Source organism: Streptosporangium album (assembly GCF_014203795.1).
GTDB lineage: Bacteria > Actinomycetota > Actinomycetes > Streptosporangiales > Streptosporangiaceae > Streptosporangium > Streptosporangium album.
Genome location: NZ_JACHJU010000001.1, coordinates 4728674 through 4742733, shown reverse-complemented (window position 1 = coordinate 4742733; position 14060 = coordinate 4728674). Strand labels below are relative to the sequence as shown.

At 70.5% G+C, this 14060-nt stretch carries 13 protein-coding genes; 5 read left to right on the top strand and 8 right to left on the bottom strand.

Annotation, left to right across the window (positions count from 1 at the left end; all coding sequences use genetic code 11):
• Positions 1 to 13 precede the first annotated feature (13 nt).
• Entirely contained in the window at positions 14 to 763 is a 750-nt protein-coding gene (locus FHR32_RS22630) for an ABC transporter permease (protein ID WP_184756130.1), read from the top strand.
• Positions 764 to 781: 18 nt separating this feature from the next.
• On the opposite strand, the gene FHR32_RS22625 is transcribed toward FHR32_RS22630, so the two are convergent.
• The 3 genes from FHR32_RS22625 to FHR32_RS22615 form a co-directional block, all read right to left on the bottom strand.
• Positions 782 to 1630, bottom strand: coding sequence for a MurR/RpiR family transcriptional regulator (locus FHR32_RS22625; RefSeq protein WP_312882605.1), 849 nt, complete (start codon positions 1628 to 1630; stop codon positions 782 to 784).
• Between the two features lie 146 nt (positions 1631 to 1776).
• Complete coding sequence (hutU, locus tag FHR32_RS22620) at positions 1777 to 3432, bottom strand: urocanate hydratase (RefSeq protein WP_184756128.1); 1656 nt, start codon at positions 3430 to 3432, stop codon at positions 1777 to 1779.
• Between the two features lie 339 nt (positions 3433 to 3771).
• The gene (locus tag FHR32_RS22615; protein WP_184756127.1) at positions 3772 to 5499 is read right to left on the bottom strand and encodes an ABC transporter ATP-binding protein; all 1728 of its coding nucleotides are present in this window, start codon (positions 5497 to 5499) and stop codon (positions 3772 to 3774) included.
• Positions 5500 to 5636: 137 nt separating this feature from the next.
• On the opposite strand from FHR32_RS22615, the gene FHR32_RS22610 reads away from it, so the two are divergent.
• The gene (locus tag FHR32_RS22610; RefSeq protein ID WP_184756126.1) at positions 5637 to 5807 is read left to right on the top strand and encodes a hypothetical protein; all 171 of its coding nucleotides are present in this window, start codon (positions 5637 to 5639) and stop codon (positions 5805 to 5807) included.
• 83 nt (positions 5808 to 5890) lie between these two features.
• Here the strand turns inward: FHR32_RS22610 and FHR32_RS22605 are convergent, their stop codons facing one another.
• The 5 genes from FHR32_RS22605 to FHR32_RS22585 form a co-directional block, all read right to left on the bottom strand.
• Positions 5891 to 7420 (bottom strand): sensor histidine kinase, encoded by a 1530-nt coding sequence (locus FHR32_RS22605; protein WP_184756125.1) that lies wholly within the window; start codon positions 7418 to 7420, stop codon positions 5891 to 5893.
• A gap of 88 nt (positions 7421 to 7508) precedes the next feature.
• A complete protein-coding gene (locus FHR32_RS22600) occupies positions 7509 to 7817 on the bottom strand; it encodes a helix-turn-helix domain-containing protein (protein WP_184756124.1) in 309 nt (102 codons plus the stop codon).
• A 472-nt stretch (positions 7818 to 8289) separates the two neighbouring features.
• Positions 8290 to 8937 (bottom strand): nucleotidyl transferase AbiEii/AbiGii toxin family protein, encoded by a 648-nt coding sequence (locus FHR32_RS22595; protein ID WP_184756123.1) that lies wholly within the window; start codon positions 8935 to 8937, stop codon positions 8290 to 8292.
• A gap of 22 nt (positions 8938 to 8959) precedes the next feature.
• A complete protein-coding gene (locus FHR32_RS22590) occupies positions 8960 to 9739 on the bottom strand; it encodes a hypothetical protein (protein ID WP_184756122.1) in 780 nt (259 codons plus the stop codon).
• 12 nt (positions 9740 to 9751) lie between these two features.
• The gene (locus tag FHR32_RS22585) at positions 9752 to 10471 is read right to left on the bottom strand and encodes a FadR/GntR family transcriptional regulator (RefSeq protein ID WP_184756121.1); all 720 of its coding nucleotides are present in this window, start codon (positions 10469 to 10471) and stop codon (positions 9752 to 9754) included.
• Between the two features lie 86 nt (positions 10472 to 10557).
• Between FHR32_RS22585 and FHR32_RS22580 the strand changes: the two genes are divergently transcribed.
• Genes FHR32_RS22580 through FHR32_RS22570 form a run of 3 tightly spaced genes read left to right on the top strand, consistent with a single transcriptional unit; the run spans position 10558 to position 14017 of the window.
• A complete protein-coding gene (locus FHR32_RS22580; protein ID WP_312882602.1) occupies positions 10558 to 11901 on the top strand; it encodes a glutamine synthetase family protein in 1344 nt (447 codons plus the stop codon).
• A gap of 2 nt (positions 11902 to 11903) precedes the next feature.
• The gene (locus FHR32_RS22575) at positions 11904 to 13247 is read left to right on the top strand and encodes an aldehyde dehydrogenase family protein (RefSeq protein ID WP_184756120.1); all 1344 of its coding nucleotides are present in this window, start codon (positions 11904 to 11906) and stop codon (positions 13245 to 13247) included.
• Between the two features lie 5 nt (positions 13248 to 13252).
• The gene (locus tag FHR32_RS22570; RefSeq protein ID WP_184756119.1) at positions 13253 to 14017 is read left to right on the top strand and encodes a 3-oxoacyl-ACP reductase; all 765 of its coding nucleotides are present in this window, start codon (positions 13253 to 13255) and stop codon (positions 14015 to 14017) included.
• Positions 14018 to 14060: the final 43 nt, after the last annotated feature.

The window sequence follows — 14060 nt, the reverse complement described above, 5'->3', positions numbered from 1 at the left end:
CTGAGGACCCCCCATGTTCCGTCACACCATGCTGTTTCTCGGCTACGAGCTCGGCAACGTCCGCCGCAACCCGGTCTGGCCGCTGTTCGGGATCATGCAGCCCGTGCTCTACCTTCTGTTGTTCGCCCCGCTGCTGACCGGCATGACGGCCGGCGGGACGCTGGTCGACGCGCTGAGGATCTTCACCCCCGGCGCGATGATGATGATCGCTCTGTTCGGCTCGCTGTTCACCGGCTTCGGCATGATCAACGAGACCCGCAACGGCGTGCTGGAGCGCCTGGCGGTCAGCCAGGCCTGGCGCCCGGCGATCATCCTCGGCCGCGTGCTGAAGGACATGCTCGTGCTGGTCCTGCAGGCGATCCTGGTGATGGGCGTGGCCGTGCTGATGGGCCTGCGGCTCGGCCCTGCCGAGATCGGGCTCATGCTGCTGCTCATGGCCGCCACCGGTCTGTTCGCCGCCAGCCTCTCCTACGGCCTGGCCCTGGCGATCCGCGACGAGAACGGCATGTCGCAGCTCGTCCAGCTCTTCGCCCTGCCGCTGACCCTGCTCGCCGGCATGATGCTGCCGGTCTCCCTCGGACCGCAGTGGCTGCAGACGGTGGCCAGGTTCAATCCGCTCTACTACTCGGTCGAGGCCGGTCGCTCCCTGTTCGCGGGGGATCTCTCCGCCGGCACGATCCCGGTGGCCTTCGGCCTGTTCATCGTGCTCGGCGCGCTGACTCTCACCTGGTCGGTGCGCTCCCTGAGGCACCTGGCCGGTTAGCCGGCGGGCAAGACGGGCCTACTCGGTCCGCTCCCTGAGGCAGCCGGCCGGCTGGTCGGCGAAGACCCCTGCCTGGTCGGTCATCCGTTCGTACTCCTCCAGCCGGGCCTGCGTCCGCAGCGGCGTCGCGTCCGCCATGGCCTCCACCAGCACCATGGCCAGGGCGAGCGGCGCCGCGTGCGAGTCGAACACCAGCCGCTCACCGACCGGGGCGTCCAGGATCACGTCGGCCTCGAACGGCACGTCCGGCCGGTCGGTGATCACCGCGGTCCGCAGACCCAGCTCACCGGCGCTCTTCAGAGCGGCCACGGCCTCGGCCGGGTAACGGGGCAGGACCACCGCGACCAGCCAGCCCGCTCCCGCCCGCCGCGCCGCGTGCAGGCCGTCGGCCAGCTCCGAGCCGCCGTGGGTCAGCAGGCGGACGTCGGGGTGGATCCGGCGGGCGAAATAGGCGAACGTGGTGGCCAGCCCACTGGAGACCCGCAGCCCGAGCACCGGCAGCGGCTCACACCCGGCCAGCCGGGCGCCCAGCTCGACGATGGACGACGGGTCGGCCAGCCCGTCCCGCACGTTCCGCAGGTTCTCGATCTCCACGTCGATCGCGGTCTGCAGGTCGTTGGCCCGCGACGGGTTCCGCTCACCCAGCACGAAGGGCCGCAGAGCCTGCCGCAGCTCGGGATAGCCCGCGAACCCGAGCACCACGGCGAACCTGGTCACCGACGGCTGGCTCACCCCGGCCCGGTCGGCCAGCTCCACGCTGGACAGGAAGATGGCCTCGGCCAGGTGGTCGTCGAGGTAGCGCGCGATCCTCCGCTGCACAGGCGACAGCCGGCGATCCCCGAGAAGCTGGTCGAGTATGTCACCCACGTCCCCTCCAACCGCTCGATCGTTTGCCGGCATTCCCGCCACGGCCCGCTGACCTCGATCTCACCGGCGTGGTCGCCCGCGCACCGGGCCGGGTCTGAGCCTCCCCGCGGCCACTCGCGCATCGGCCGGGCCTGGCACGGGCCCTTTCAGGACTCGCGCATCGGGATGCGGACGCCGCGCTCCTCCGCGACGGTGACGGCCTCGTCGTAGCCCGCGTCGACGTGGCGGATCACCCCCGTGCCGGGGTCGTTGGTGAGCACCCTGTTGAGCTTCTCGGCGCCGAGCCTGGTCCCGTCGGCGACGGTGACCTGGCCGGCGTGGATGGAGCGGCCGATGCCGACGCCTCCGCCGTGGTGGATGGAGACCCAGGCTGCGCCGGAGGCCACGTTGAGCATGGCGTTCAGCAGCGGCCAGTCGGCGATCGCGTCGGAGCCGTCGGCCATGCCCTCGGTCTCCCGGTACGGTGAGGCGACCGAGCCGCAGTCGAGGTGGTCACGGCCGATCACCAGCGGGGCCTCGATCTCTCCGGAGGCCACCATGTCGTTGAACCGCTCACCGGCCAGATGGCGCTCGCCGTACCCGAGCCAGCAGATCCGGGCGGGCAGCCCCTGGAAGTGGACCCGCTCCTGGGCCATCCGGATCCATCGGGCCAGCGGCTCGTTGTCCGGGAACAGTTCCAGGATGGCCCGGTCGGTCTTGGCGATGTCCTGGGCGGATCCGGACAGCGCCGCCCAGCGGAACGGCCCCCTGCCCTCGCAGAACAGCGGCCGGATGTAGGCGGGCACGAAGCCGGGGAAGTCAAAGGCCCGGCTGTAGCCGGCGAGCTGCGCCTCGCCCCGGATCGAGTTGCCGTAGTCGAAGACCTCGGCGCCCGCGTCCTGGAATCCGACCATGGCCTCGACGTGCCTGGCCATGGCCTCCCGCGCCTTCCGGGTGAAGCCGGCCGGGTCCTTCTCCCGCTCGGCGGCCATGTCCTCGAAGGCCACTCCGACCGGCAGGTACATCAGCGGGTCGTGCGCGGAGGTCTGGTCGGTGACGATGTCGATCTCCGCACCCCGGCGGAGCAGTTCGGGCACCGCCTCGGCGGCGTTGGCCTCGACGCCGATGCTCAGCGGCCTGCGCTGGTCGCGGGCCTCGTAGGCCAGGCGCAGCGCCTCATCGAGGTTGTCGGCCCGCACGTCCAGATAGCGGTGCTCGATCCGGCGTTCGATCGACCTGGGGTCGCAGTCGACGCAGATCGCCACGCCGTCGTTCATGGTCACGGCGAGCGGCTGGGCGCCGCCCATGCCGCCGAGCCCGGCGGTGAGAGTGATCGTCCCGGCCAGCGAGCCTCCGAACCGTTTGGCGGCGACGGCCGCGAAGGTCTCGTAGGTCCCCTGCAGGATGCCCTGGGTGCCGATGTAGATCCAGGACCCGGCCGTCATCTGCCCGTACATGGTCAGGCCCGCGGCCTCCAGACGGCGGAACTCCTCCCAGTTGGCCCAGTCGGGCACGAGGTTGGAGTTGGCGATAAGGACCCGGGGCGCCCACTCGTGCGTGCGGAACACCCCGACAGGGCGGCCGGACTGCACCAGCAGCGTCTCGTCACCCTCCAGCGTGGTCAGGGTGCGGGTGATCGCGTCGAAGGAACGCCAGTCACGGGCGGCCTTGCCCGAACCGCCGTAGACGACGAGCTGTTCAGGATGCTCGGCCACCTCGGGATCCAGGTTGTTCTGGATCATGCGGAGTGCCGCCTCCTGCGGCCATCCCTTGGCGGTGAGCGTGGTGCCGCGCGGCGCGCGCACAATCCGGCTGCCGGTCATGACCGAACCTCCCCATCAGGACTGAATGAACGCATTCATATTTGTCACCCGGAGGCTACCGGTCAACCCAGAGGAAGGGGGCATCCCGGACAGAACATCCGGGATGCCCCCTTTTCCGATTGCCGGCCCGGCCCTCACCCTGCCCCGTCCCGCACGGACTGGACCGGAGACCGGACACGGTGAGCACCCGATGGGCGCTCCCAGACGAAGGAGAGGCTTCGCACAGGCCGGAATGCCCGCTTTCCTGGACGGCCAACCAGTCAGCGGGATCGGTGACCGAACTATCCCGTTACGCTCCACACGAATTTGCATGCGGCGGCACAGGCCGCGATCTGGGATCTACGTCCTCAAGAGGAACTGGGTGGCGGCGAGTTCGCGGTAGAGATCGTCGTCGTCCAGCAACTCGCCGTGGGTGCCCACAGCCCGGACCCGGCCCGCCTCCATCACCACGATCCGGTCGGCGCTGGTCACCGTGGACAGGCGATGGGCGATCACCAGCACGGTCGTCTCCTTCGCCACTTCGGCGATCACCTCGCGGAGCCGTAGCTCGTTGACCGCGTCGAGCTGGGAGGTGGCCTCGTCGAGCAGGAGCAGCCGCGGCCGCCGCAGCAGGGCGCGCGCGATGGCGACCCGCTGGCGCTCCCCGCCGGAGAGCATGATCCCGCGATGGCCGACCTTGGTCTCCAGCCCGTCGGGGAGCCGGGCGACCAGGTCCTCCAGCCGGGTCAGCGCGAGCACTCTGCCGATGTCGGACTCGCTCACGCCCGGCGCGGCGAAGACCAGGTTCTCCCGGAGCGAGCCGTCCAGCACCGGCGCGTCCTGCTCGACATAGCCGAGGGAGGCCCGCAACTCGCCCAGCGGCCACTGTCTGATGTCGCGCCCGTCGACCGTGATCGTCCCGGCCTGCTGCTCGTAGAACCGTTCGAGCAGGGCGAACACCGTGGACTTGCCCGCCCCCGACGGACCGACGAGCGCGGTCATGCCGCCTGCCGGGACCGTGAAGGAGACGTCGTGATGGACCACCGGCCGATCGTCGCCGTACCGGAACGCGACGCCCTCGAAGCTCACCCCCGCGGGAGCCGCGCCGACCGCCCCGTCCGCCTTCTCGGCCTCCTCCGCCGGGAGCTCCTCGATCTCGCGGATCCGCTTCACCGCCGCCAGACCGTTCTGCATCTGGGTGACGCCCTGGATCAGCTGACCGACCGGGGCGACCAGGTAGAACAGGTAGAGCAGGAAGGCGATCAGCGAGGACACCTCCAGCGCGCCGGACGCGACCCGCGCGCCGCCCACGCCCAGCACGGCGACGAAGGCGAGCTGCGCGGAGACCCACGCGGAGATTCCGGCGATGGAGGTCCACCAGGCGACCGCGATGCCCCGGTCCCGTGCCTCCCGGGCCGCCTCGGCGACCGCGGCGATCTCGCGGTCCTCGGCGCCGCTGGCCTTGACGGTGCGGAAGGCCTGCAGCACCCGGTCGAGCACCGCCCCCATCTCGCCCACCGCGACCTGCGCCTGCGTCGAGGCCCGCCGGATACGCGGCATGACCAGGCCCACGAGCGAGCCGACCAGGGCCAGGACCGCCAGCGTGATGAGCAGCAGCAGCCCGTCCATGAGCGCCATCATCACCGCAGCGCCGACCAGCATGAACGCCGCGCTGACCATCTCGACGACACCGTCGGTGAACACCGCCCGGAGCAGGGTGGTGTCGGAGGTCACCCGCGACAGCAGGTCCCCCGGCTTGAGCCGGTCCACCTCCGACACCCTCAGCCGCAGCATCCGGTCCACCAGGCTGCGCCGGGCGGAGAACACGACGCCTTCGCCCATGCGCTCCAGCACGTATCTGCCGAGCGCGCCGACTCCGGCCCCCACCAGCACGGCGGCGGTCAGGCCGAGCACCGGTCCGACCAGGGAACGCTGCTCGCCGAAGGCGTCGATGACCACCTTGGCCAGGAACGGCATGGACAGCCCGGCCAGCGAGCCGACGAGGCTGAGAATCCCACCGGTGAGCAGGGCCCGCCGATGGGGGCGGATGGAGGCGAGCAGGAGTCGCCAGGAGGCGGTCTCGGCCAATTTCAACTCCTCTGAACCGGCGTGACCGGTCCCCGGTCGCCGCCTTTCCTATCTACCGCGCTTTTACTCGTTCTGGGCGCCCGGCCCGGTTTCGCAGACGAAAGTCGATGACGTCAACATAGGTTGACACGACATTTATGTCAATCATGGTTGACACCTCGCGGATCTTCCGGGTGCGGCGGGCGGACGTCGAGGCCGGAGCCCTGCTCCTGGACGCTGTGGAGCCCGGCACGCCGGTCGGCCGCCTCGACGAGAGGCCCTCGCTCCGGGAGAACGTCGCCCAGCTCGACGTGGACCCCGGGGCCTGATGCTCTGGTGCCGGGCCATCGCGATCGTCCTCGCGGTCCCCCGCCTCAACCGCGGTCTGCACGACGCCGAGACCGCGTTCCTCCTACGGCCGGCAACCGCCTGACCGGCCGTTCCGCGACGAGGCCCAGAACCTCCGAAGGCGGATGGCCTTACGGATCGGTCCACCCGGGTCGGCCTTGTTCCAGAACAGCCTCCAGCCGGCGGTTTCCCGGGAGCACGAGACAGGACGCTCCGTGACGGCCGGTTCCGTGTCCACGTGCTCGGCGCCCACGTGCTCGGCGCCCGACAGCGGCAGCCGGAGGACGAACCGGGCGCCTCGCGGCGAGTCCTCGACCCGCAGGGTCCCGTGGTGGGCGTTGGCGATGTCGCGGGAGATGGCGAGTCCGAGCCCGCTGCCGCCGGCATCGCGGCGGCGTCCGTCGGCCAGGCGGGTGAACCGTTCGAAGACGCGCTCACGGTCGGCCGGCGCGATGCCGGCGCCGTCGTCGACCACGGCCACGACGGCCTGGCCGCCGACGGACTCGACGCGGACCCTGACAGCGGTGTCGGCGTGCCGTCGCGCGTTGCTCAGCAGGTTGCCGATCACCCGGATCAGCTGGATCCGGGAGCCCTGGACCTGCACGCCGGAGGCCGCCTGGACATCCACCGGCACACCACCGGGCTGGGCCGCCTCCTGCCTCACCAGCGCGCCGAGGTCGATCGGCTCGGGCGGCGCCGGGTCGGCGGCGCGCAGCCGGGCCAGCTGCAGCAGGTCGTCGACGATCGCCTGGAGCCGGCCGGTGGTCGACAGCGCGCCCCGGACGGTCTCGCGCAGATCGACGTCACCGGGGTAGAGCAGCGCCTCCTCCAGTTGCGCGCGCAGCCCGGCGATCGGGGTCCGCAGCTCGTGGGAGGTGGTGGAGGCGAACCGGCGCTGCTGTTCCACCGCTCCCTCCAGCCGGGCCAGGGTCTGGTTCGCGGTACGGGCCAGCAGCGCGATCTCGTCCTCCCCGGGCGGCGTGGGCACCCGCAGGCTCAGGTCGCTGACGGTGATCTCGGCCATCCGCGCGCGGATCGCCGCCACCGGGCACAGCATCCGGCCGACCACACCCCACGTCATCCAGGTTCCGAGGACCAGCAGGAGGAGCACGCTGGCGGAGAGGATGTACTCCAGGTTGTGCATGCGCAGGATGTGCGGCTCCGCCATGCCGGCGTAGACGACCGGGGCGTCCGGCGCGGGAGAGACCCGGATGGCCGCGATCATGACGCATCCACCCTGCGCGGAGCACTCGGCCAGCCTCTGGAACCGGTTGTCGGCCGGCGGCCGGACCGTGCTCATCGACGGCCTGCCCTCCGCCTGCCTGCTGGAGTCCACGACCCTGCCGCGGGCGTCCACCACCTGGACGAGGCCGACGTTGGCGGATGTGGGGATCACGTGCGGCACGCTGCCGCTGCGCGCGACCGCACTCCACTGGCTGGCGACCGGCTCGACATCGCCGAAGATGTCGTCCTGCAGCTTGTATCGGATCGCTAGGTCGAAGCCCACGCCGGCCGTGGTCAGGATGACCAGCAACAGCGCTGCCACGACGGTCGTGTAGCGCGCCCGGATCGAGCGCATACGCGGCACTGGCATCACCATGTCTTCCTTTCAGATATCTGCTGCTCACGATCAGGTCGTCAGCGGAGCGATGAAGATCTGATAGGGCGTGGACGCCTCTGCGCTATTCGCCGCACGAGCCGATAACGGCAAAGGGGCGCACATCCGCAGTCGCCCGATATGCGCCCAAGGTCGGCCCGAGGTCGAGGTTCAGCACCCTCGGGACATCGAGCACCCGCTCGGACGGATGGCGCTCCCGCCCCTGTTCCAGCCGGACGTAGTAGTCGGTGCCGACGGCGGCCAACATCGCCACCTCCTGCCGGCGCAGTCCCGGCGTCCGGCGGCGGCCGGAGTGCGACAGCCCCACCTGGCGGGGTGTGGTGACCTCGCGCCGAGCGCGCAGGAACTCACCCAGAAGCTTGTCACTGCTCATTTCATGACTTTATTACGGAAATCGGCAAATAAGGTGGTCGTATTTACTCTCACCTTCATTGTTTACCATTGACAAGCGTCACAGGCGGCACGGCTTCAGCGGTGGCCCCATGCTTCAACCTGCGCATCCGCACACCAGGGAATTGCCGAGCACTTCTCATGTCTGGTGGCCAGGCCAGAGGCCATGCCGAGATGACATCGGGCTTTACCTGATCGAGGATTTCCGATTATCCACTGTTTGCCAGGATCCGTCGATCGAAATGGGTCCCGCGCCACCGGCCAGATGGGCGGAGAAAGCCTTACCGGCGAAGGCCTCAAACCTCCGCCCATTCAGCGATGACCCATCCGTGAGGGGCCGGGGCCTTCCCGCCCCCGCTGAACCCCACCGCACCACCGGGTTCGATCCGGGAGCCCGGCCCCACCCGGCAGGCGTCCGTCCTCGGCCTGGGGATGCTCCGGCGGACGTCACGCCGTCAGTCGGGGTCGGGGACGTCGTCGTAGTCGGCACCGTACTCGGCGTCGCCCTCGTCGGCCCGGCGGAGCTTGATGTCCTCCACCCATGCCAGGCAGAGCCGCCGGATCTCCGCGATCCGCCGCCCGTCCACGCCGTGGGCCTCGAAATCGTCGTCGGCGATCAGCTCGACGAACTCCAGCCGCATCACCAGTTCGGCGAGGGAGAACTCCTCGTTGTGCAGGCGGGCGAGCTGTTCGAGCTCGCGGAAGCCGTACAGGTGGGAGACGGCGGCGATGTCGATGACGTCGCGGGCGAGGCTGCGTTCGTGCAGGGCCCGCATCTTGAGGCCCACCGCGTCGTCCAGAGAGACGACGGACAGGTCGCCGACGATCACGGGCTGCCGCTGGAAGGCCTCCCTCAGCAGGTCGAACTCGCAGCTCTGCCCGGTCACCGGATCGCTCACGACCAGGCGGCCCATCCGGGGTGTGACCTCGACCACGGTGGCCTCCAGCCCCGCCTCCCCGAAGGCCTCGGCGACCCCGTCGGCGACCTCGGGCAACGGCGTCTCGGCGGCGGTCGCGAACCGGGCAGGGCGACCACGCAGGTCGGTCAGGGAGCCGGGGACCCGTTGCTCGACGCCGTCCCAGCGGGATGGAAGCGCACTCACGCCCCCCAGTATGCCCGCCCGCTCAGCGGCGGACCCTGCGGCGAGTGGAGGGGAGGTCGTGGCGGCCCGAGACGAACTCCTGAAACGCGATCTTGGCGCGGATCACCGGGCGGCGCCAGCGCTCCTCCCGGCGTTCGGCCGTGGCCATCTTCCGCGGCCGGGGACGCCGGGCGCCGGACGCCATGAACCAGTGAGCCCAGGGCGATCCCGGGCGTGCCAGCCGCAGGGCGCCGGGGATCAGCAGGAAGGGGATGAACAGGCCGGCCAGACCAGTCCAGATCTTGCCCTTGAGCAGCGTGACCACCGCGAGCACGAGGTTGACCACGATGATCCCGGTCGCGAGCCACGTGCCCGGCGGCGTGCCGTAGGAGCCCTCCCACCCGAGCGGGCGCAGACCGATCAGGAGCAGGCCGGTGATCGCGACCGCGATGAACACGGCGTCGACCGACGTACGGCCCTCCTCCTCCCAGTAGACGTCGCGCAGGTGCAGGATCAGCGCGAACTCGTCCAGGATCAGGGCGGCGCCGATGCCGAAGATGCCCGCCGTCACGGCGTACCAGCTCTGCGAGATGCCCGACACGATCAGGCCCGCCACCCCTCCGAGCAGGGTGAGCACCACGCCGAACACCACATGGTGGATGTGCATCTCGCCGACGCCGACGTTGCGGAACCAGCCGATCTTGGCGCGGATGAGCCGGACGTTGATCCGGGTGAACACGAAGGCGACGATCAGCGCGACGAAGAAGCAGAACAGCGGAAGCCGTCCTGCGTCCACGATCCGTTGCCCGAAGAGATCCCCCACTGGTTCACCAGATTATGCGAGAAACCCTCGCAACAACGCGGCGGTGCCCTCAAGATGTTCGGCCACCGCACGCCGCGCGGCGTCGGGGTCCTGGGCCAGGACCGCGGCTACGATCGCCTCGTGCTGAGTGGCGGCGTGTTCGATGTTGCGCTGAAGCACCGGGATCGCGTTGAGCAGGTCGGTGACCCGGAGTCTGGCGTCCGCACAGGCCGCGGCGAGCAGCGGGGAGCCGGTCAGCTCGGCGATGGCCAGATGGAAGGCCGTGTCGAGGCGGCGGTAGTCGTCGGGCCCGGCCTCGTTGACCTCGCGCAGGCGCCGGCGCAGCGTGTCGCGCCCCGCCTCGCTCAGCTCCGCGGTGGCCAGCACCTGGGCGGCACCGCACTCCACCGCCATCCGGAAGGTGAGGGCGTCGGCCAGGTCGTCGGTCCCCATGTCGGTCACGGCCCTGCGCAGGTCTCCCCGGCTGGGACGGGGCGGGGCGTAGGTGACGAACGCGCCCCCGTACCTGCCGCGCCGTACGGTGAGGTAGCCCGCCTCCTGCAACGCGCGGATGGCCTCGCGCAGGGTGACCCTGCTGATCCCGAGCTGCACCGCGAGCTCCCGCTCCGGCGGCAGCTTCTCGGTCACCACACCGAGTTTGATCGCCTGGAGCAGGCGCTCCACGGTCTCCTCGAAGGCGTTTCCCGCACGTACCGGCCGCAGCACGGTCGTCAGCCGCTGCGACTCGTCCAATCTCGTCTCCGCCCTTGACAAGAGATCCTCTTGTGGAACTCAATGGTCTGACATTAGCCCAATAAGGCTCCGGCAAGGAGGGCTGCGTGGACGTCGGCGAGCTTCACGACGAGGTGCGGGCGGGACGGATCGACACCGTGCTGCTGGCGATCGTCGACATGCAGGGCCGCCTGCAGGGGAAACGGCTGTCCGCGCGCTACTTCCTGGAGGAGGTGCTGCAGCACTCCTCCGAGGGCTGCAACTACCTGCTCGCCGTGGACGTGGACATGAACACGGTGGACGGCTACGCCATGTCGTCGTGGGAGCGCGGATACGGCGACTTCGTGATGAGGCCCGACCTGTCCACCCTGCGCCGGGTGCCGTGGCAGGAGGGCACGGCCCTGCTCATGGCCGATCTGGTGTGGGAGGACGGCTCGGACGTGACCGCCTCGCCGAGGCAGATCCTGCGGCGGCAGCTCGGCCGGCTGGGCGAGCGGGGCTGGGACGCGTTCGTCGGGACCGAGCTGGAGTTCGTGGTCTGCAACGACACCTACGAGGAGGCCTGGCGGCGTGGCTACCGCAACCTGACCCCGGCCAACCTCTACAACGTCGACTACTCCCTCCTCGGCACCGCCCGGGTCGAGCCGCTGCTGCGCAGGATCAGGCTCGGCATGGAGGGCGCCGGGATGTACGTGGAGTCGGCCAAGGGCGAGTGCAACCTCGGCCAGCACGAGATCGCCTTCCGCTACGCCGACGCGCTGACCAGCTGCGACAACCACGCCGTCTACAAGAACGGCGCCAAGGAGATCGCCTCCCAGGAGGGCATGTCGATCACCTTCATGGCCAAGCCGAACCAGCGCGAGGGCAACTCCTGCCATGTCCACATCTCACTGCGGGACTCCGGCGGGGCGCCCGTCATGGCCGGGGACGGCCCGCACGGGCTGTCGGAGACCGGGCGGCACTTCATCGCCGGGCAGCTCGCCTGCCTGCGCGAGCTCACGCTGCTCTACGCCCCGAACATCAACTCCTACAAGCGGTACGTGGCGGGCAGCTTCGCCCCCACCGCGGTCAGATGGGGCGTGGACAACCGGACCTGCGCGCTGCGGCTGGTCGGGCACGGGCAGTCGCTGCGGATCGAGAACCGGGTGCCCGGCGGCGACGTCAACCCCTACCTGGCCGTCTCGGCGCTGGTCGCGGCCGGGCTGTACGGCATCGAGAACGGGCTGCCGCTCGCGGAGCCGTTCGCCGGGAACGCCTACGCCTCGGACGCGGAGACCGTGCCACGCACACTCCGGGACGCCCTGGAGCTGTGGGAGGGCTCCGAGATCGCCCGCACCGCCTTCGGCGAGGACGTCGTGGCGCACTACGCGAACAACGCCCGGGTCGAGCTGGCCGCCTTCGACGCGGCGGTCACGGACTGGGAGCTGTTCCGGGGATTCGAACGGATGTGAACGTGAAGATCATAAATCCGGCGACCGAAGAGGTGCTCGCCGAGGTCGGGGCCGTGGACGCCGCCGAGGTGGACCGGGCGGTGGAGCGCGCCAGGCGCGCCTTCACCTCCTGGCGCACCGTCGGCCCGGGCGACCGCGCCCGGCTGCTGCGCGCCTTCGCCTCGCTGGTGGAGGAGCACGCCGAGGAGCTGGCCCAGCTGGAGGTCGCGGGCGCCGGGCACACGGTCGGCAACGCCCGCTGGGAGGCGGGCAACGTCCGTGACGTGCTGAACTTCTACGCCGGGGCTCCCGAGCGCGACCACGGCAGGCAGATCCCGGTCGCCGGCGGGCTGGACGTCACCTTCCAGGAGCCGCTGGGCGTCGTCGGCGTGATCGTGCCGTGGAACTTCCCGATGGTCATCATGACCTGGGGGGTGGCCCCGGCGCTGGCGGCGGGCAACACCGTGATCGTCAAACCCGCCGAATGGACGCCGCTGACCGCGCTGCGCCTGGCGGAGCTGGCCCGGGAGGCCGGCCTCCCGGAGGGGGTGCTCCAGGTCCTGCCCGGGACGGGCGAGGTGGCGGGGGTCCGGCTGGTCGAGCACCCGGACGTGGCGAAGATCGTGTTCACCGGCTCGACCGAGGTCGGCAAGGAGATCGCGGCCAGATGCGCCGCGCAGGTCAAGCGGATCACTCTGGAGCTGGGCGGCAAGAACGCCAACGTGGTCTTCGCCGACGCCGACCTGGAGAAGGCCGCCGCGACCGCGCCGTACGCGGTGTTCGACAACGCGGGCCAGGACTGCTGCGCGCGGTCCCGCATCCTGGTGGAGCGCTCGGTCTACGACGACTTCCTGGAACGGCTCGCGGCGGCGGTGCTGAGGGTCAAGGTGGGTGATCCGCGCGACGAGGGCACCGAGATGGGCCCGCTGATCAGCGCCGCGCACCGCGACCGGGTGGCCTCCTTCGTCACCGGCCCGGTCCACCTGCGGGGGACGTGCCCGCAGGGGCCGGGCTTCTGGTTCCCGCCGACGGTCCTCACCCCCGAGGTGACCGACCCGGCGTTCACCGAGGAGATCTTCGGCCCGGTGGTGGCGGTCGTGCCGTTCGACGACGAGGCGCACGCCGTACGGCTGGCCAACGACACCAGGTACGGCCTCAGCGGCTCCATCTGGACCCGGGACGTCGGCCGCGCGCTCCGGGTGGCCAGGGGCATCGAGGCGGGCAACCTCAGCGTCAACTCCCATTCGAGCGTCCGCTACTGGACCCCGTTCGGCGGTTTCAAGCAGTCCGGGCTCGGCCGGGAGCTGGGCCCGGACGCCCTGTCCGCGTTCACCGAGACCAAGAACGTCTTCATTTCGGAGGATTGACAGCCATGCAGCGTTTGCAGGACCGGGTCGCCGTCGTCACCGGCGCGGGGAGCGGGATCGGCCTGGCCACCGCGCGCCGGTTCGCCGAGGAGGGCGCCCGCGTCGTGTGCGTGGACCTGGACGAGGCGACCGGGTCGTCGGCGGCGGCCGAGGTGGACGGCCTCTTCGTCAGGGCCGACGTCACCAGCGAGGACGACGTCATCCGGATGTTCCAGACCGCGTTCGACACCTACGGCAGCGTGGACATCGCGTTCAACAACGCGGGCATCTCACCGCCGGAGGACGACTCGATCCTGGAGACCGGCCTCGACGCCTGGCGCAGGGTCCAGGAGGTCAACCTCACCTCGGTCTACCTGTGCTGCAAGCACGCCATCCCCTACATGCGACGCCAGGGCAAGGGGTCGATCATCAACACCGCGTCCTTCGTGGCCGTGATGGGCTCCGCCACCAGCCAGATCTCCTACACCGCCTCCAAGGGCGGGGTGCTGGCCATGTCCCGCGAACTCGGCGTCCAGTTCGCCCGGGAGGGCATCCGGGTCAACGCCCTGTGCCCGGGACCGGTCAACACGCCGCTGCTGCGGGAGCTGTTCGCCAAGGACCCCGAGCGGGCGCAGCGCCGCCTGGTGCACATCCCGGTTGGCCGGTTCGCCGAGGCCTCCGAGATCGCCGCCGCGGTGGCGTTCCTGGCGTCGGACGACGCGAGTTTCATCACCGGATCGGAGTTCCTGGTGGACGGCGGCATCTCCGGCGCCTACGTCACGCCGCTGTAACCGGCCGAGCCCGGACGCTGTCATGCCCGGCAGCCCGGACGCC

Excerpts from the sequence above, each read along its gene's own strand:
- FHR32_RS22630 (WP_184756130.1), top strand. The coding sequence starts at position 14 with ATGTTCCGTCACACCATGCTGTTTCTCGGCTACGAGCTCGGCAACGTC.
- hutU (WP_184756128.1), bottom strand. The coding sequence starts at position 3,432 with ATGACCGGCAGCCGGATTGTGCGCGCGCCGCGCGGCACCACGCTCACC.
- FHR32_RS22610 (WP_184756126.1), top strand. The coding sequence starts at position 5,637 with ATGTCAATCATGGTTGACACCTCGCGGATCTTCCGGGTGCGGCGGGCG.
- FHR32_RS22605 (WP_184756125.1), bottom strand. The coding sequence starts at position 7,420 with ATGCCAGTGCCGCGTATGCGCTCGATCCGGGCGCGCTACACGACCGTC.
- FHR32_RS22600 (WP_184756124.1), bottom strand. The coding sequence starts at position 7,817 with ATGAGCAGTGACAAGCTTCTGGGTGAGTTCCTGCGCGCTCGGCGCGAG.
- FHR32_RS22570 (WP_184756119.1), top strand. The coding sequence starts at position 13,253 with ATGCAGCGTTTGCAGGACCGGGTCGCCGTCGTCACCGGCGCGGGGAGC.